Source organism: Glycomyces tarimensis (genome assembly GCF_054776215.1).
The window spans coordinates 85,929-103,131 of the sequence record NZ_BAAHCB010000001.1 but is presented as its reverse complement, the minus strand read 5'-3'; the positions used below and the strand labels follow the sequence as shown (position 1 = coordinate 103,131).

At 69.2% G+C, this 17,203-nt stretch carries 15 protein-coding genes; 3 read left to right on the top strand and 12 right to left on the bottom strand.

Annotation, left to right across the window (positions count from 1 at the left end):
- Window positions 1-13: 13 nt before the first annotated feature.
- Window positions 14-1,024: an NADP-dependent ketol-acid reductoisomerase gene (gene ilvC, locus ACYVK3_RS00510; protein ID WP_460495277.1), complete on the top strand. Its 1,011-nt coding sequence runs from the start codon at window positions 14-16 to the stop codon at window positions 1,022-1,024.
- 210 nt (window positions 1,025-1,234) lie between these two features.
- On the opposite strand, the gene ACYVK3_RS00505 is transcribed toward ilvC, so the two are convergent.
- The 7 genes from ACYVK3_RS00505 to ACYVK3_RS00475 form a co-directional block, all read right to left on the bottom strand.
- Window positions 1,235-1,567 carry a YciI family protein gene (locus ACYVK3_RS00505; protein ID WP_460495591.1) on the bottom strand — a complete coding sequence of 111 codons (333 nt, stop codon included), beginning with the start codon at window positions 1,565-1,567 and terminating at the stop codon, window positions 1,235-1,237.
- Between the two features lie 483 nt (window positions 1,568-2,050).
- Window positions 2,051-2,455, bottom strand: coding sequence for a roadblock/LC7 domain-containing protein (locus ACYVK3_RS00500; RefSeq protein ID WP_460495276.1), 405 nt, complete (start codon window positions 2,453-2,455; stop codon window positions 2,051-2,053).
- 14 nt (window positions 2,456-2,469) lie between these two features.
- On the bottom strand, window positions 2,470-4,995 hold the full coding sequence (locus ACYVK3_RS00495; protein WP_460495275.1) for a sensor histidine kinase: 2,526 nt from the start codon (window positions 4,993-4,995) through the stop codon (window positions 2,470-2,472).
- Window positions 4,992-5,702 carry an ABC transporter ATP-binding protein gene (locus ACYVK3_RS00490; protein WP_460495274.1) on the bottom strand — a complete coding sequence of 237 codons (711 nt, stop codon included), beginning with the start codon at window positions 5,700-5,702 and terminating at the stop codon, window positions 4,992-4,994. The genes ACYVK3_RS00495 and ACYVK3_RS00490 overlap by 4 nt, the downstream gene beginning before the upstream one ends.
- Window positions 5,695-7,383, bottom strand: a complete 1,689-nt coding sequence (locus ACYVK3_RS00485) for a branched-chain amino acid ABC transporter ATP-binding protein/permease (protein WP_460495273.1) — start codon at window positions 7,381-7,383, stop codon at window positions 5,695-5,697. The genes ACYVK3_RS00490 and ACYVK3_RS00485 overlap by 8 nt, the downstream gene beginning before the upstream one ends.
- Entirely contained in the window at window positions 7,383-8,261 is an 879-nt protein-coding gene (locus ACYVK3_RS00480) for a branched-chain amino acid ABC transporter permease (protein WP_460495272.1), read from the bottom strand. Before ACYVK3_RS00480 ends, ACYVK3_RS00485 begins: the two co-directional genes overlap by 1 nt.
- Window positions 8,262-8,301: 40 nt before the next feature.
- Window positions 8,302-9,486 (bottom strand): ABC transporter substrate-binding protein, encoded by a 1,185-nt coding sequence (locus ACYVK3_RS00475; RefSeq protein ID WP_460495271.1) that lies wholly within the window; start codon window positions 9,484-9,486, stop codon window positions 8,302-8,304.
- Between the two features lie 433 nt (window positions 9,487-9,919).
- On the opposite strand from ACYVK3_RS00475, the gene miaB reads away from it, so the two are divergent.
- Together miaB and ACYVK3_RS00465 are read left to right on the top strand one after the other, a co-directional pair.
- Window positions 9,920-11,407 carry a tRNA (N6-isopentenyl adenosine(37)-C2)-methylthiotransferase MiaB gene (gene miaB, locus ACYVK3_RS00470; protein WP_460495270.1) on the top strand — a complete coding sequence of 496 codons (1,488 nt, stop codon included), beginning with the start codon at window positions 9,920-9,922 and terminating at the stop codon, window positions 11,405-11,407.
- A gap of 29 nt (window positions 11,408-11,436) precedes the next feature.
- Window positions 11,437-12,090, top strand: a complete 654-nt coding sequence (locus ACYVK3_RS00465; protein ID WP_460495269.1) for a class I SAM-dependent methyltransferase — start codon at window positions 11,437-11,439, stop codon at window positions 12,088-12,090.
- A 78-nt stretch (window positions 12,091-12,168) separates the two neighbouring features.
- Here the strand turns inward: ACYVK3_RS00465 and ACYVK3_RS00460 are convergent, their stop codons facing one another.
- The 5 genes from ACYVK3_RS00460 to ACYVK3_RS00440 form a co-directional block, all read right to left on the bottom strand.
- Entirely contained in the window at window positions 12,169-12,588 is a 420-nt protein-coding gene (locus ACYVK3_RS00460) for a PIN domain nuclease (protein ID WP_460495268.1), read from the bottom strand.
- A complete protein-coding gene (locus tag ACYVK3_RS00455; protein ID WP_460495267.1) occupies window positions 12,579-12,785 on the bottom strand; it encodes a type II toxin-antitoxin system VapB family antitoxin in 207 nt (68 codons plus the stop codon). Before ACYVK3_RS00455 ends, ACYVK3_RS00460 begins: the two co-directional genes overlap by 10 nt.
- Before the next feature lie 173 nt (window positions 12,786-12,958).
- Complete coding sequence (locus ACYVK3_RS00450; RefSeq protein ID WP_460495266.1) at window positions 12,959-13,480, bottom strand: DUF1707 and DUF4190 domain-containing protein; 522 nt, start codon at window positions 13,478-13,480, stop codon at window positions 12,959-12,961.
- A gap of 98 nt (window positions 13,481-13,578) precedes the next feature.
- Window positions 13,579-15,438, bottom strand: a complete 1,860-nt coding sequence (locus tag ACYVK3_RS00445) for an ABC transporter ATP-binding protein (protein WP_460495265.1) — start codon at window positions 15,436-15,438, stop codon at window positions 13,579-13,581.
- Window positions 15,435-17,153 carry an ABC transporter ATP-binding protein gene (locus tag ACYVK3_RS00440; RefSeq protein WP_460495264.1) on the bottom strand — a complete coding sequence of 573 codons (1,719 nt, stop codon included), beginning with the start codon at window positions 17,151-17,153 and terminating at the stop codon, window positions 15,435-15,437. The genes ACYVK3_RS00445 and ACYVK3_RS00440 overlap by 4 nt, the downstream gene beginning before the upstream one ends.
- Between the last annotated feature and the right edge of the window lie 50 nt (window positions 17,154-17,203).

Below are 17,203 nucleotides of genomic sequence, written 5' to 3'. Positions count from 1 at the left end.
AAGAAATCAACACATGTCCGCTGAAGTGTTCTACGACGACGACGCCGACCTGGCGCTGATCCAGTCCAAGAAGGTGGCCGTCCTCGGCTACGGCTCGCAGGGCCACGCCCACTCGCTGAGCCTCCGCGACTCCGGTGTCGAGGTCGTGATCGGGCTCCAGGAAGGCTCGAAGTCGCGTCCGAAGGCCGAGGAGGCGGGCCTGAAGGTGCTCACCCCGGCCGAGGCCGCCAAGTGGGCCGACATCATCATGATCCTGGTCCCCGACACCGTGCAGGCCAAGCTGTACGCCGGCGAGATCGCGCCGAACCTGCGCGCGGACCAGAGCCTGTTCTTCGGCCACGGCTTCAACATCCGCTACGACCTGATCCAGCCGCCGGCCGACGTCAACGTCGCCATGGTCGCCCCGAAGGGCCCCGGCCACATGGTCCGCCGCCAGTTCGTCGACGGCAAGGGCGTTCCGGCGCTGGTCGCGGTCGAGCAGGACCCGAGCGGCGACACGCTCCAGGTCGCGCTGGCCTACGCCAAGGCCATCGGCGGCACCCGCGCCGGCGTGCTGAAGACGACCTTCAAGGAAGAGACCGAGACGGACCTGTTCGGCGAGCAGGTCGTCCTGTGCGGCGGCACCGCCGAGCTCATCCGCGCAGGATTCGAGACCCTGGTGGAGGCCGGCTACGCGCCGGAGGCCGCCTACTTCGAGTGCCTGCACGAGCTCAAGCTGATCGTGGACATGATCTACGAGGGCGGGCTGACGAACATGTGGTACTCCGTCTCCGACACCGCCGAGTACGGCGGCGTCTCGCGCGGCTCGCGGATCATCACCGACGAGACCCGCGCCGAGATGAAGCGCGTCCTGGGCGAGATCCAGGACGGCACCTTCGCGAAGGAATGGGTCGCCGAGTCGGAGAAGCGCGAGAACTTCAAGAAGCTCCAAGAGGTCCAGACCGACAACGAGCTCGAAGAGGTCGGCAAGAAGATGCGCGACCTCATGCCGTGGGTGCAGCGGAAGATCACCGAAACCGCTTGAGCCGCAAGGCTTTTTAAGAGGCCGGGAATCGCATGGCGGTTCCCGGCCTTCGCGTCGTCTGCGGGCATGTCGCGAAACCGTTCGTGCCGATGCTTCCAGGGGTTTGGTTGTATAAACTGCATCCCTATAGACCGCCCGGCTGATGAGGCGGACGTCTCGCTGATGCGCCGAGTGCGGCGGAAGCTCACCGAAACCGCCGAACGGGCACGCTCAGGACGCCGTGCCGAGCGGCCAGATCTCCACGACACCTTGAGCCACGGCGCACGGCGTCTGGGAGACGAGCCGCGCCGCCTCCTCGATGTCGGCCGCCTCGATGAGCGCGAACCCGGCGATGGGAAGCTCCGAGCGCATGTAAGCACCGCTCGTGGTCCGTACCCCCGCTGCGTCGTGATTGCGGACCTGCACCGGGGCACCGGCGGTGCCCATCAAGGCGCCGTCGGCTTGCAGGCGCGCATCGTGAGCGTGCGCCGCATCGCGTACGGACGCGTCGGTCCGGTCGTATCCCGCTTGATCGCCGTAGCCGATCGTCATGAACATCGCCATTGCGACTTCCTCCTTGTCCTCGTCATTGATCCCGGGCGGTCGCGTCGACAGCCCGGTCGGCTGGAACCACTCGACCCGCGTCTTCGCCGACGGGGTCTCCACTGCCGCCGGCCGGCGCGCCCGCACGGCCCGAACGCCGCCGATGGCCTCGGCCGAAGTCTCACCGGGCGAACAGCAGGAAGACGAGGCCGACCAGCAGGAGCGCGCACCGTGCCGCGTGGCCGTACTCCCAGCGGCGGCGTGCGCGACCGCCGGCGCGAGGCCGCTCGCGTACGCGAAGACACCGGCTGCATGCGGCAAATCGGCGTCCATGGGAGCTTCGGATACCCACCCGCGGAGAGAACGAACTCGATCCCGTCCGGCGATGACGATCAGGCGGACTCGATATATCGACGACCGCGACACCGGCCGGGGGCCTTGCCCTCGCCGCGTCGTATGAGCCCCAGAGCCGATCCGGACCTGGGGCTTCGATGCGGTCTCGTGCTACTGCTGTCGGGCCGCGGCGACCTGGCGCGCGGCGGGAGTGAGCGCCGGCCCGACCTGGTTGATGAGGTTGGCCAGTTCGTGGCCGACCTGGCCGATGTCGCAGCCGATGCCCGCCAGTGCCAGCAGGCTCGCGCCGCTGGAGACGGACATGGAGAACATGTACCCGCCGTTCATCTCGGTCAGGTTGCTGATGACCGGGTCGGCCTGGAGCGATCGGGCGGCGCCCGCCAGCAGGCTCGTCAGCCCAGAAGAGATCGCCGACAACCGCTCGGCCTCGTCGCGCGGCAGGGTGTCGTTCGAGGCGATCAAGAGCCCGTCGGCGGCCACCGCGATCACGTGCGTCACGTGCGGCACCCGTCCGACGAAGTCGTTGAGCAGAAAGTCCAGTTGGGGGCTCGTCATGATGGCTCCTTCGGCTAGGTCGTGGGAGTGGTGGGGGTTCGGCTGCCGGTGAGGCCGCGAGCGTAGGCCGAGTAGGTGGCGCCGATGGTCTTCGGATCACGGCGGATCGGCTCGCCGGAGCGTTCGGATGTGGGCGCCACCGCTCCGGGGACCAGTTTGGACATCGGACGGCGCTTGGGGAGGCCGCCCTCGGTGTACGTCGGCATCTCCGGTTCCTCCCTCGGGAGCGGCTGGCCGGCGCGCAGCGACGGATCCGCGTGGACCTGCGGCCTGTCGAACCTGAGATGCGGGAGTTTGCCGAGGTACTCGGTGGGCGCGTCGATGGCGCGGGCCTGGCGAGGCCCCACCGCGGCCACGCCTCGCACCGCGTTCGCGTTCGGGACGTGCCCGCCGTTCGGCGGCGACGCGGTCCGCGAGTGGTCGTCGGCCTTGTTGAACAGCGGTGCGTTGCGCCGCTGGTTGAGCGGGTCCACCGGGGCGGGCGCCGCGTGAGCGGCGATGGCAGGCGGTCCGCTCGGGCGCCGCTCGGCGTCGCCGAAGACGAGGACGCTGCCCGGGACGGCGACCTCCGCGATCGTGCCGCCGCCGATGGAGGGCCGCAGCTCCACTTCGATGCCGTGCCGCTGGGCGAGGTGTCCGACCACGGTCAATCCCATGGCCTGCATCGCCTCCAGGTCGACCGGGGTGGGCCGGAGCAGGCGCTCGTTGAGGTGTTCGAGCCGCCCGGCGTCGATGCCGATGCCGTGGTCGCGGATCTGGATGATCACGCGGCCGGTCAAAACTCGCGCCATGACCTCGGCGGAGGACTCGGAGTAGCGGGTGGCGTTGTCCATGAGCTCGGCGAGCAGCTGCACCACGTCGTCGACGGCGTCCGCCTTGACCCAGGCGCCGTCGTCGGAGGCGAGGTCGATGCGGGTGTAGTACTCGATGCGGCTCTGCGCGGCGGTCAGCACGTCCGACAGTTTCGCGTCGGTGGTGCGGACCTTCGCCGCCGAGGCGCCGCCGAGGACCAGGAGGCTGTCGTTGGTGCGGCCGATCAGCGCGATGAGGTGGTCGAGCCGGAAGAGCCGCTGCAGGCGCTCGGGGTCCTGTTCGTTGCGTTCGGCCTCGTCGAGTTCCGCGGTCAGGCGGCCGGTGAGCGAGTGGCCGCGGCGGGCGAGCTGGACGAAGATGGCGCCGACGTGGAAGCGCAGCAGCGCCTGCTGCGCCGAGATCCGGATCGCTTCGCGGTGCACGATGTTGAACGCCTCGCCGACTTCGGCGAGTTCGTCTTTTCCGCTGGTCTGCAGCGGTGGAGTGGTGCGCGCGGCGAACTCCGAGGGGGTCAGCCCTCCGAGTCCCTGCTGTTCGTCGACGTGCTTGACGGCGCGCGGCAGCTCGAACATGGCCATGCGCCGGGCGGAGCCCGACAGGTTCTTCAGGCCCCTGGTGACCGAGCGCCCGATGGCGAACGCGATCAGGATCGCGATCGCCAGCGTCGCGACCGTGATCGCGCTTTCGATGAGGAGGCGGTCGACCACGGCGTCGCGGATGCCGGAGGCCAGTGCCTCGGTTTCGGCCAGAGACTGGTCGACGAGGGCGGCGGTGGCCGCGTGGCGGGCGTCGTAGGCGGCCATGAGCTCGCCGTGGGCGATCTCCTGCGCGTCGTCGGAGCGCGAGCCGGCGACCTGGCTTTCGAGCCGGTTGGCCGGGCGGCTCTCGCCCGCGCCGAGTCCGCCGACCTTGAACACGGCGGCATCCGGGTCGGTCGGTGCGGTGATGCGGCGGTACTCGCCGAGGGCCTCTTCGCGCGCGGTGGTGAGGCTCATGAACGGCCGGTACTTGCCCGCGAGCGGTTTGCCGTCCTCGAGGCCGAGGACGAGGATGCGCAGCTGTTCGGACTGCTCGTCGATGTCGAGCAGGAGGCTGGCGGCGCGCAGCTCGCGGCTCAGGTCGGCGTTGCCGGCGATGTCGACGGCGCGGTCGAGGACGGCGGCGAGGCGGTTGACGATCGAGTTGTACACGGTCAGGTGCACCTCGTCGACGGCGCCGTTGTGGACGGCCCTGCGGGCCGTGCCGAGCCGTTCCAGTGGTTTGTCGGCCCGCTCCAGCAGGGCCAGCACCTCGCCGTCGAGATGCTGGTGGAGTTCGGTGCGGGCGGCGTCGAGGGAGCTCAGGGTGGCCTCCGAGGCGCCTTGGGCGTCCTCGAAACCGGTGGTGAGCGTGTCGGCGTCGGCCAGCCCGGCGTTCTCGTGGAAGACGAGCATCGCGGCCGAGAGGCGTTCGGCCTGCACGGCCTGGATGACCTCGCTGACGGTGCCGACGAGTTCGGCCATGTGCTCGGTGTCGCCGACGACGCGCGCCTCGGCGGCCGATTCGGTCAGGCGCACGCCCACCATGCCGGTGAGGGTGAGCGCGGGGACGAGCAGCATGATCGCGAGTTTGGTGCGGATTCGGATCGACGACCACCAGCGGCGGCGAGGCTGCGCGGCGCCTGGCGTGGGAGCGGTCTGGCCGGCCGCTCCGGGGGCCGCTTGGGGTTCACCGGGCGCGGGTCTCATTCGACCCCCAAGTACGCTTTGACCACTCTGGGGTCGGCGAGCAGTTCGGACGAGGCACCGGAGTGGACGATCTCGCCGGTCTCCAGGACGTATCCGGTGTCGGCCACGCGCAGGGCCCTGCGGGCGTTCTGCTCGACGAGGATCATGGTGGTGCCGCCAGCGCGGATCCGTTCGATCACCGAGAACACTTCGTCGACGACCTTGGGGGCCAGCCCCATCGACGGCTCGTCGAGCAGGACCACGCGTGGCCGGGCGATCATGGCCCGGGCGATGGCGAGCATCTGCTGCTCGCCGCCGGACAGCGATCCGGCCGCGAGCGAGCGCCGCTGCCCGAGCACGGGGAACAGCTCGTACATCTCGGACTCCCCGGCGGCGTGCCGGCGCCTGCCGTGGGCGCCGAGGCGGAGGTTCTCGGCGACGGTGAGGGACCCGAGGATCTGGCGTCCCTCGGGGACGAGCACCAGGCCGTCGGCGACGCGTCGGTGGACGGCCCGGTGGGTGATGTCGCGGCCCGCGAATCGGACCTTCCCGGACTTCGGCCGCACCAGTCCGGCGATCGCGGCGAGCACCGAGCTCTTGCCTGCGCCGTTGGCGCCGATGAGGGCGACGAGTCCGCCCTCGGGCACTTCGATGGAGACGTCGCGGGCGGCGTGGACGCGGCCGTAGGAGACGTGCGCGGATTCGATGGACAGGATCGGCTCAGACATATTCGTTCTCCCCGGTCTCGGGGGCGCCGAGGTAGGCCTCGACGACCTTCGGGTCGGCGGCCACCTTGCGGGGTTCGCCGGCGGCGATGACTTCTCCGAAGTTCATGACCACCAGGCGGGTGCAGGTGTCGAGGACCATGCGGATGTTGTGTTCGATGAGCAGGACGGCGATGCCGTCGTCGGCGAGCGTGCGGATGAGCCGGGCGAGGTCGGAGGCCTCGACGAAGTTCATGCCGGCGGCGGGTTCGTCGAGGATCAGCAGTGTCGGGTGCGCCGCCAGCGCCCTGGCGATCTCGAGGCGCCGCTGGTCGCCGTAGGGCAGCGAACCCGGTCGCAGGTGGGCCCGGTCGGCGAGGCCGACGCGCCGCAGTTGACTCCAGGCGAGCGCGAGCGCGCGCCGTTCGTCGCGGCGGGCCGAGGGCAGCCACAGCAGTCGGCGCAGGTAGGTCGACCGGGTGACGGGGTAGGCGCCGACGAGGACGTTGTCGAGGACGCTGAGCCGGTCGAACAGTTTGGAGTGCTGGAAGGTGCGGCTCAGGCCGGCGCGGGCGAAGCGGTGGGCTCGGCCGGCCGGGCCGAGTCGCATGCCGAGGACGTCGCCTTCGCCGCCGGTGGGCGTTTCGAGGCCGCTGATCATGTTGATCAGGGTGGTCTTGCCCGCGCCGTTGGGGCCGATGACGCCGAGGATCTCGCCGGCGCGGATCTCGAGGTCGATCCCGTGGACGGCGCGGACAGCGTCGTAGTGCTTGCTCAGGCCGCGCAGCCGCGCGATCTCGGTGCCCGCCGCCGGCAGGGGCGGCAGCCGGTCACCGGCTTCGTCGGCGCCGATCTGGCGCGGCCTGCGGCGCACGCGCGTGGCGAGACTCGACAGGCCGCCGGGCAGGAAGATGATCACGGCGAGCAGGAGCAGACCGGTGACCAGCGGGTGGATCCAGCCGGCCTCCAGTCCGAGCGCTTCCTGGGCTTCGGGGACGGCGGTGAGGAAGCCGCTGCCGAGGATCGGTCCGAAGAAGACCAGGTAGCCGCCGAGGACGGCGGTGACCAGGCCGTCGACCACGAGCGTGAAATCGAACGTGGACGGGATGATGCGGCCGAAGAAGTAGGCGTACATGACGCCGTAGACCCCGCCGATCGCGCCGGAGGCGGCGAAGGAGGCCATGCGGGTGCGGACGACGTTGACACCCATCGACCCGGCGGCCAGCTCGTCCTCGCGTACGGCCGCGAAGGCGCGGCCGGCGCTGGAGGGGCCGAGCCGCCAGAACAGATAGGCCAGGATCGCGACGACGATCCACGCGAGGTCGACGGTCACCCACTTCTCGACGCGGACGCCGAGCGCGCCGCCGGTCCATGCCGAGTTGGTCATGACCACGCGCACCATCTCGCCGAAGGCGATCGTGGCGATCGCGAGGAACACCCCTCGCAGACGCAGGACCGGCAGCCCCAGGAGGAAGGCCGCGGCGGCGCCGACCGCGGCCCCGACGGGGAGCCCGATCAGGACCGGCGAGAGCGAACCGAGCAGGGGCTCGGCGGGCACGACCAGGGTCGAGGTGTACGCGGCGAGGGAGGCGAAGCCGGCCTGCCCGAGGCTCAGCTGCCCCGCCATGAGGACCGCGTGGAAGGAGTAGGCCAGGATCGCGCCGAGCGCGATGGTGGTGATGAGGGTGTCGTAGCCGGCGAGCATCAGACCTCCCTGACCTTGGCGGCGCTGAACAGGCCGCGCGGCCGTAGCACGAGCACCGCGAACAGGAGGGCGAAGGCGACCATGCCCTTCCAGGTGGAGTCGAACCAGTGGACGGTCATGGCCTCGGCCAGGCCGAGGACGAGGCCGGCGGCCATGGCCCCCCACAGGGAGCCGAGGCCGCCGAGGATGATGACCGCGAAGCCGACGAGTTCCACGGAGGCGCCCAGGCCGCGGTCGGCCTGGCCGAGGTTGAGCGCCAGCAGCGTTCCGGCGACCGAGCCGAGCGCGGACGACAGCGCGTACGTCCCGGCGGTCACGAGCCCGACGTTGACGCCGAGCACCTTCGCGGCCGTGGGGTTCTCGGCGATGGCCCGCATGGCCCGTCCCATCGATGTCGATGAGACGAGCCATGCGAGGCCGAGCATGAGCGCCAGCGCGAGCGCGAGCGTCACGATCTGCGTCAGGGTCACGCGGATGCCGGCGATCTCGTAGAGCCGGTTCGGGAAGTACTCGTGCCCGAAGCTCTGCGGCTCGGTGCCGTAGCGGGCGTGGATGAGTGCGATGAGCACGCCGCCGAAGGCGATCGAGGAGATCAGCCCCGCGAAGTGCTCGTCGTCGCGGCCCGCGAGCGGGCGGAACGCGAGGCGCTCCAGGATCGTCCCGAGGAGTGCCCCGGCCACGGCCACGGCCGGGAGGAGCAGCCACACCGGGATGTCGAACCGCGCCACGAGTTCGATGCCGATGAAGGCGCCGGCCGTGAAGATCGCGGCATGGGCGAGGTTCAGTTGGCGGAGGATCCCGAACACGAGCGTGAATCCGATTGCGAAGAGCGCGTAGATCGATCCGGCGAAAACGCCGTTGGCCAGTTGTTGCACCATCGATGGTTCCCCTGACGGAGGTCGGCGGCGGTCGGGCGGCTCAGCCCTGGAGGAGGGTGAACTCGCCGTTTTCGATGATCTGGACGAACGGCTCCTGGGTGACCTCGCCGCCCTCGTCGAGCGAGATCGGCCCGAGGATGGAGTCGAATTCCAGGGTTTGGCCGAGGTTGTCCTTGATCGCCTCGCGGTTGGCGTCGCAGTCGGCGCGGACGGCCTCGTTGATCAGGTAGGCCGCCGTGTAGGCCTGGGCGGCGAACTGGTCGGGGGCGCGTTCGTACCGCTCGGTGAAGGCGGCGATGAATTCGGCGTTGCCGGTCGACTCGGCCGCCGCGCTCCAGGCGCCGCCGACGATGAGGCCTTCGGCCGCGTCGCCGAGGCCGGAGACCAGCACGGGGGAGTTGAAGGCGTTGCCGCCGACGATGGGCGCTTCGATGCCGAGGTCGCGGGCCTGCGTGACGAGCGGGATGGTCGCGGCCGGCAGCGCGGAGAGGATGACGGCGTCCACTTCGGTGTCCTGGACCTTGGTGAGCTGGGCGCTGAAGTCGGTGTCGGCCGTCTCGAAGCTCTCGTCGACCACCACTTCGACGCCCTCGTCGGCGAGGACGTCCATCATGGTGTTGTACGCCGAGGCGGTGAACTCGTCGGCGCTGTCGTGGAGCACGGCGACTTCCTGGATGCCGAGGGTGTTCTTGGCTGCCGGGATGCTCGCGGCGAGCGCGACCTCTTCGGGCAGGGAGGCCCGGAAGATATAGTCGCCGATCTCGGGGATGCCCTCGGCGGTGGTCGAGATGCCGACGGTGGGGACGCCGGCGCTCTGCGCGTCGGTGTAGGCGGTGAACGCCATGTTGGAGAGGGTGGGACCGATGATGGCGCTGACCTCGTCGATGTCGATGACCTTCTCGAAGGCCGCCACGGAGTCCTCGACGCTGGTCTTGTCGTCTTCGACGATGACCTCGTATTGGACGCCGCCTTGGGCGTTGAGTTCGTCGAAGGCCATTTCGATGCCCTGCTGCTGATATTCGCCGGCGAATGCGGCGCCTTCGGTGAGACTGAGGACGGCGCCGATCTTGACGGTCTCATCGATGACGCATTCGGGGCCGGTGCCGGTGCCTACCAGAGCATCGTCGGCCTCGGTCGAGGCGGGGGACTGCTCGGACACGCAGGCGGCCGAGGCCAGGATTGCGGCGGCGGCAATAAGGGCGCCGGAGGTTCTGTTCAAACGCATGAGGTTCCTTTACGGCTGAAAGGTGGGGACCGCAGCGGAAATGCCCGCGACGCGGGCGGTGGGGGACGCGCTAGCGGCACGGAGTCACATTATCGGTACAGAACAGCAGGCACAAGTCTCTACATCTCGATGGTGCGAAATGGCGATGCAAGAAGGCGATACACCAGTACACCGCCTTCAACGAGCGTTCACACCAGCCACTGTGATAATGGATTTGAACGATCAAATGAGACAATCGTGTCACCTTTGAAAGTTCATTTTTCTCCGCGTATGTTCTTGCAGATCGATATGGCATTGGGGCTCGTGTGCATAAGACGAGTCCAATGGGGTTGGGTCTATTGGTCGTGACTGGCGAGACGTGATCGATGGGACGTGGCCAACCCCGCCCACCGAGCCGTTCGAGTGCGGCAGTCCCTGTGGCTATCCTGGGGGAGTGGCTCAGCAAGGTGTGAAGACTTACCAGGTGCGGACGTTCGGCTGCCAGATGAACGTCCACGACTCCGAGCGGATCGGCGGCCTCCTCGAGGAGGCCGGATACGCGCCCGCCGGCGAGGCGGAGGCGCCCGACCTGGTCGTGTTCAACACCTGCGCCGTGCGCGAGAACGCCGACAACAAGCTGTACGGCAACCTCGGCCACCTGCGCCCGGCGAAGACCGCCAATCCCGACATGCAGATCGCCGTCGGCGGCTGCCTCGCCCAGAAGGACCGCGGGGAGATCGTCAAGCGCGCGCCCTGGGTGGACGCGGTCTTCGGCACCCACAACATCGGCTCGCTGCCGGCCCTGCTCGAACGCGCTCGCCACAACAGGGCCGCCGAGGTCGAGATCCTCGAATCGCTCGAGGTCTTCCCTTCGACACTGCCGACGAAACGCGAGTCCACCTACTCCGGCTGGGTGTCGATCTCCGTGGGCTGCAACAACACCTGCACGTTCTGCATCGTCCCGTCCCTGCGCGGCAAGGAGAAGGACCGCCGCCCCGGCGAGATCCTCGCCGAGGTCCGCGCGCTGGTCGAGGAGGGCGTCTCCGAAGTGACGCTGCTCGGCCAGAACGTCAACACCTACGGCGTCGAGTTCGGCGACAAGCTCGCGTTCGGGAAGCTCCTGCGCGCCTGCGGCGAGATCGACGGCCTGGAGCGGGTCCGCTTCACCAGTCCGCACCCGAAGAACTTCACCGAGGACGTCATCGCCGCGATGGCCGAGACGCCGAACGTGTGCCACCAGCTGCACATGCCGCTCCAGTCGGGCTCGGACCGGGTCCTCAAGGAGATGCGCCGCTCCTACCGCTCGAAGAAGTTCCTGGAGATCATCGACAAGGTCCGCGAGGCGATGCCGGACGCGGCCATCACCACCGACATCATCGTCGGCTTCCCCGGTGAGACCGAGGAGGACTTCCAGGCGACCCTCGACGTCGTCGAGGCCTCCCGCTTCTCCAGCGCCTTCACCTTCCAGTACTCGATCCGGCCCGGCACCCCTGCGGCGGAGATGGAGCACCAGATCCCGAAGGCCGTCGTCCAGGAGCGCTACGAGCGCCTCGTCGAGCTCCAGGAGCGCGTCTCCTGGGAGGAGAACCGCAAGCTCGAGGGCACCGAGGTCGAAGTGCTCGTGACGGCCGGCGACGGCCGCAAGGACGAGGCCACCGGCCGCATGTCGGGCCGGGCCCGCGACGGCCGGCTCGTCCACTTCGACCACGTCGAGGGCGTGCGACCCGGCGACGTCATCACCACCACGGTCACCTACGGCGCGCCGCACCACCTGGTGGCCGACTCGGCGATCCTCACGCACCGCCGCACGAAGGCCGGCGACGCCTACGAGGCCGGGCAGCGGCCCACGCTCCCCGGCGTGAGCCTCGGCATGCCGACGATCGGACGCAAGCCCGCCGCGGTCCGGGCCGAACCGGCCGGCTGCGCCTGCGGGGACCACTGAGCTTCCGCTTTCGGGCTCCGGCTGCCAGAATGTGTCGTTATGACGAGATGTACCGCCGGGTCGTCGCGGGCCTCGAGCCGGTGCCGGGCGACCGCCTGCTCGAACTCGGCTGCGGCATCGGCGTGGGCGCGGCGCTGGTGGCCGAGGAGTTCGGTGTGAGCGTGGCGGGCGTCGACCGCTCCGACGCGCAGCTGGAGCGCGCCGCGGAGGCCAACGCCGAGGCGATGGAGACGCTCAGCGGGCGACTCTCGTTCCGCAAGGGGTCGGTGACCGACATCCCCGAGGAGGACAACGTCGCCGACGGCGTCTACGCGGTGGAGATGCTCCAGCACGTCGACGACCTCGCCGGGACGGCGAGCGAGGTTCACCGGGTACTGCGCCCGGGAGGCCGCTTCGCCACCGCGACGTTCTTCGCGACCGGGCCGGGCGACGCGCCGTTCGCCCAGCTCATCGAGACCGTCGAGAGCGGCATCGACGTGATCCGCCCGGTGGGGGAGTTGGCCGAGCAGCTCGCCGAAGCCGGATTCGAGGACGTCGAAGTGACTTCGATCGGTGAACACGTGTGGCCGTATTTCGACCGCTGGGTGGCCCAGTCCGAGTACGCCGACTCCTGGGGAAGGAACTGGCTGCGCTGCTATGAGAACGGCTGGATCGACTACTATCTGGTGACCGCCCGCCGCTGATGGCGCGGGGCGGTCATGTGATCGTTGTCCGGGCCGCCCGTGGCCGGTTCAGTGGGACCGTGCCCGGGCGGCCGGCATTCAATCCGCTTCGCCCGGGGGGACGATCCACTCGGTGGACTGACCGGTGACCTCGGCGATCCTCTCGTAGTCCCGGTCGTAGTGCAGGACGGTGACACCGTGCCGCTCGGCGGTGCATGCGATGATGAGATCAGGCATCTTCACCGTGCGGTGCAAGGATTTGGAAAGCAGTTCTAGCTGTACTTCGATCGCCCGACTCCACACGCTGTCTGGAGTCGGCAACCACTCGAACTCCTTGAACCAGCCGCTGAGACTGTCGCCTTCGGTGATACTTCGTGCGCTGTAGATCATCTCCATCTCGGTCACACCGCAGAGCCCCAGAAGGCCACGATCTGACAAGGCGAGAAGTCGCTGTGCCACGTTCGGCTTGGCCTGGCGAGCAAGAACACTCTTGTCCACGAGATACTGTGCTACCGCCATGCCTGCTCCGTCAGCTGCTCGTCGCCTAGGTCGGGGAGGCCGCCTCCGGCGAGCCAGTCGAGAAACTCTCGGCGGCGGTGCGCGCTCACGATCTCCTTGAGCGCGGTGTTGACGGTACTGACCTTGGTCGTAGTTCCGAGGATCTCGGCAGCTTGCGTGACCAGATCGTCGTCGAGGTTGATGACTGTTCGTGACATTGTTTTCACCTCCTCAACGCAACTATGCGCAAGCTCTGATCATACCTGCCGAGAACGCGTGTCGCGATCATTTCAGTCGGGTTCCAGACATTGTTCATCGATACTGGCGGATATCTGCGATGCCGGATCGACGATATCCTCGGGCGTGGGTGACGAGCTGGACACGCCCCACGTCAGAACACCCAGCCCATCGGTATCCGGATCACGCTCAGGGCCGCCCCGATGATGCCGAGGGTCAGCCCAGCGATCGCCATGCCTTTGTTCGTGGCGGCGCCTCGATTGGCCTTCGACATCCCGATCGCGCCGAAGATGATGGCCAGGATCGCGGCGATGCAGCAGCAGATGCCCACGATGCCCAGCACCAGGCCGGCGACGCCGAAGCCGTTCTCCGCTCTCGGCGGCATCGCCTGGTAGTACATCGGCGGCAGCGCGTGCCCGGGCGTCGCGTATCCGGGCGGCGTCTGGAGGCCGTACGGGTGGTAGTGGTACGGCGGCTCCGGCGCCGTGGTCCCCGGCAGGTCCGCCAGCACCAGGTTCAGCTCGCCGTACGTCGAGGCGGCGTACGCCGCGCCGGAGCGCCGGTCGAACTCGTCGAGGGACATCCGGCCCGCGTTGAGCGCGGCCCGCAGCTGGGCGACGACGTGCTCCCGGTCGTGGTCGGACACGCGCATGTAGTTCGGGTCGGGGGTGCTCATGCATCACTCCGTCAGAGGGGCGGCCGGACCACCGTGCTGGCCGACTCGGGCCGTACCAGGTTACGCAATGGACACACGCCGGTAGCTCCCCCGAACGGTCACACCAGGCTGTCCTCCCACTGGCGGTGCAGCTCGGCGTATTCGCCGCCCGAGTCGATCAGGGCCTCCGGCGGCCCGTCCTCGATGATGAGTCCGCCGCTCAGCACCAGCACCCTGTCGGCGATCTCGACGGTGGAGAGCCGGTGCGCGATGATGATCGCCGTCCGGTCGGCCAGGATCGTGCGCAGCGCGCGCTGCACCAGCCGCTCCGACGGGATGTCGAGCGAGGACGTGGCCTCGTCGAGGATCAGCACGCGCGGGTCGGCCAGGAAGGCCCGGGCGAAGACCACGAGCTGGCGCTGACCCGCCGAGAGCCTGCCGCCGCGCTTGCGCACGTGCGTGTCGTAGCCCTCCGGCAGCGCCTCGATGAAGTCGTGCGCCCCGACCACCTGCGCGGCCTCGACGATCTGCGAGCGCGACGAGCCCGGCTTGCCCAGCTCGATGTTCTCGGCGATCGTGCCGTTGAACAGGAAGTTCTCCTGCGTGATCATGACGACGTTGTCGCGCAGGTCGTGCTCGGACAGCTCGCGCAGGTCCACGCCGTCGAGCGTGATCGCGCCCGCGCGCGGGTCGTAGAAGCGGCTCACCAGCTTCGCGATCGTCGTCTTCCCGGCGCCCGTCGCGCCCACGAGCGCCACGGTCTGCCCGCCGGGGACGTGCAGGTCCAGCCCCGGCAGCACCCGCTGGTCCTCCCGGTAGTAGAACTCGACGCCGTCGAAGCGCAGTTCGCCGCTCGGCCGCTCGATCGGGCGCGGCTCGTCCGGCTCGGCCACCTCGATCTCCTCGTCCATGACGCCCGAGAGCTTCTCCAGGGCCGCCGTCGCCGACTGGAGCACGTTGTAGAACTGCACCAGCTCGTTCAGCGGGTCGAAGAACCGCTTCATGTACAGCAGGAACGCCGCGAGCACGCCGACCTCGGTGTTGCCGAGCATGACCTGCCAGCCGCCGAACAGGAGCACCACCACCGTCGCCAGGTGGCCGATGCCGCGCACCCCGCCGGACATGATCGCGTTCTGCTGGTGGCCCTTGGCCTGCGCGTCCCGGTTGTCGACGTTCAACTGCGCGAAGATCTCCTTGTCGCGCTCCTCGCGACGGTAGGCCTGCACCGCGCGAACGCCGCCCATCGACTCCACGAAGTAGACGATCAGGACCGCCACGGTCTCGCGCGCCTTGCGGTAGGCGATCGCCGAGACGCGACTGAACCACTTGGCGAGCATCAGCATCAGCGGGAACGTCATCAGCGAGACCGCCGCCAGCAGCGGGTCGATCACGAGCATGACCACGGTGATCGTCACGACGTTCATGCCGGCCAGCACGAGGTCGTCGACGCCGTTCTCGGTCAGTTCCCGGATCGACTCCATGTCCGAGCTCTGCCGCGCCGTCACCCGCCCGGACGTGAACCGCTCGTGGAAGGCGATCGACAGCCGCTGGAACTTCCAGAACACCCGGTTGCGCAGGGCGTACAGCATCGCGTTGCCGACCTTCGCCGACTGCGCGATGTAGAGCCGCACGCACACGTACTCCAGCACGGCGCAGCTCGCGTAGACGACCCCGATGACGACCATGATCGTGTAGTCGTCGCGTTCGGCGATCGCGGGGATGCCGTTGTCGATGCCGTACATGACCAGGATCGGCGTGGCCATGCTCGCGAAGTTCTGCACCACGAGGATGCCGACGAGGAACGCCAGCCCCCGCTTGTGGGGGCGCATCATCGACCCCAGCAGCGAGCGGCTGCGCGAGCGCAGCGACCGGATCGCGTCGGCGTCGTCGACCTCGGCGCTGGTCCGGTCGGCGTCGGCGGCCTCGGCCCGCCCGCGCCACTTGACGTGCTTGTCGGTGCGGTGCTCAGTGGCGGTCATGCGGCCACCTCCTCGGACTCGGCGGAGAGGACGTCGACGTAATCGGGACTGGACTCCATCAGGGTCGAGTGCTCGCCCACGGCCGCGATCCGCCCCTCGTGGAGCAGCGCGACCCGGTCGGCCAACGCCACCGTCGAGGGCCGGTGCACGACCACGAGTGCGGTGGTGCCGCGCAGGACCTGCGCCAGCGCCCGCTCGACGAGCTCCTCGGTGTGGACGTCGAGCGCCGAGAGCGGATCGTCGAGGACGAGCACGGCGGGCTTGACGACCACGGCGCGGGCGAGGGCGAGCCGCTGGCGCTGGCCCCCGGAGAGCGACAGGCCCTGCTCGCCGATGCGGGTGTCGAGCCCGTAGGGCAGGTCGTGGACGAATTCGGCCTGTGCGACGCGCAGCGCCTCTTCCAGGTCGCGTTCGTCGGCGTCCGGCCGGCCGAGCGCGAGGTTCTCGCGCACGCTCATGGAGAACAGCGTGGCCTCCTCGAACGCGGTCGTGACCACGCGTCGGAGGCCGTCGAGCCGGAAGTCGCGGATGTCGGTGCCGTCGAGGGTGATGCGCCCCCCGGTCGGGTCGTGCAAGCGCGAGGGGAGCGAGACGAGCGTGGTCTTGCCCGAGCCGGTCTTGCCGGCGATCGCGAGGGTCTCGCCGGGGCGGACGGCCAGGTCGACGCCGCGCAGGATCTCGCGGTCATCGTCGTCGTAGGCGAACTTGACGTCCTCGAAGGCGAGCTCGCCGCGGAGGCTGGAGCGGTCGACGGCGCGGGCGCCGGGGCGGTCGCGGATGACCGGTTCGGTGTCGAAGACCTCGTAGACGCGGTCGGCGGCCGAGGCGGCCTCGTTGCCGTGGGCCATGACCCAGCCGGCGGCCTCGATCGGCCAGACCATCCCGATCTGCAGCATGATGAACGCGGTCAGCTGTCCCTCGGTGAGCTGCCCGTTCGCGACCATGATCGCGCCGAACACCAGGATCGAGCCGGTCGTGGCAGAGGCGATCGCGCTGAACGCCGACCAGGACCTGGAGGCGATCATGCTCTTGGCGACCGCGCGCCGGCGCAGCTCGCGCGCCTCGTTGTCGAAGCGCCCGGCCATGATCGGGCCGCGCCCGAGGGCCTTGATGGCGCGGATGCCGAGCGCGGACTCCTCCGCGGCGCTGGAGACCTCGCCGGACTGGTCCTGCTCCGCTCGTGCGGCGGGCATGTAGTTGCGGAAGAACCCGCGGCCGATGAGGAACAGCGGCACGGCCGAGGCGGCGACGATGAGCGCCAGACGCCATTCGATCCAGAACAGCTGGCCGAGGATGACCGTGACCATGCCGATCGCGGTGATGGCGAAGACGAGGCCGCCGGCGAAGAAGCGGCGGATCATGCCGAGATCGACCGTGACGCGCGCGAGCAGCTGACCGGTCTGCCAGCGGTCGTGGAAGCCGGTGTGGAGCCGCTGGAGGTGCTCGTAGAGCCCGTCGCGGATGTCGGCCTCGATGGCCATGGCCGTCGAGGTCTGGAAGTAGCGCCTGGTGAGCACCAGGAGCGCGTCGAGTGCGCCGATGACGGCGATGAGCGCCACGACGCCCCAGAGCGCGTCGAGGTCCTCGTCGGCGATGGGGCCGTCGATGGCACGGCCGACCAGCGGTGGGATCGAGAGGTTGGTGGCGATGTTCAGGAGCACCATCGTCCATATCGCTCCGAGGCGGAACCGGTATGGGTACAGGTACTTCTTCATCCTCCAGAGGTTCGCCAGCGCCGATCCCTTCGGCCGGGGATCGTCTGGTT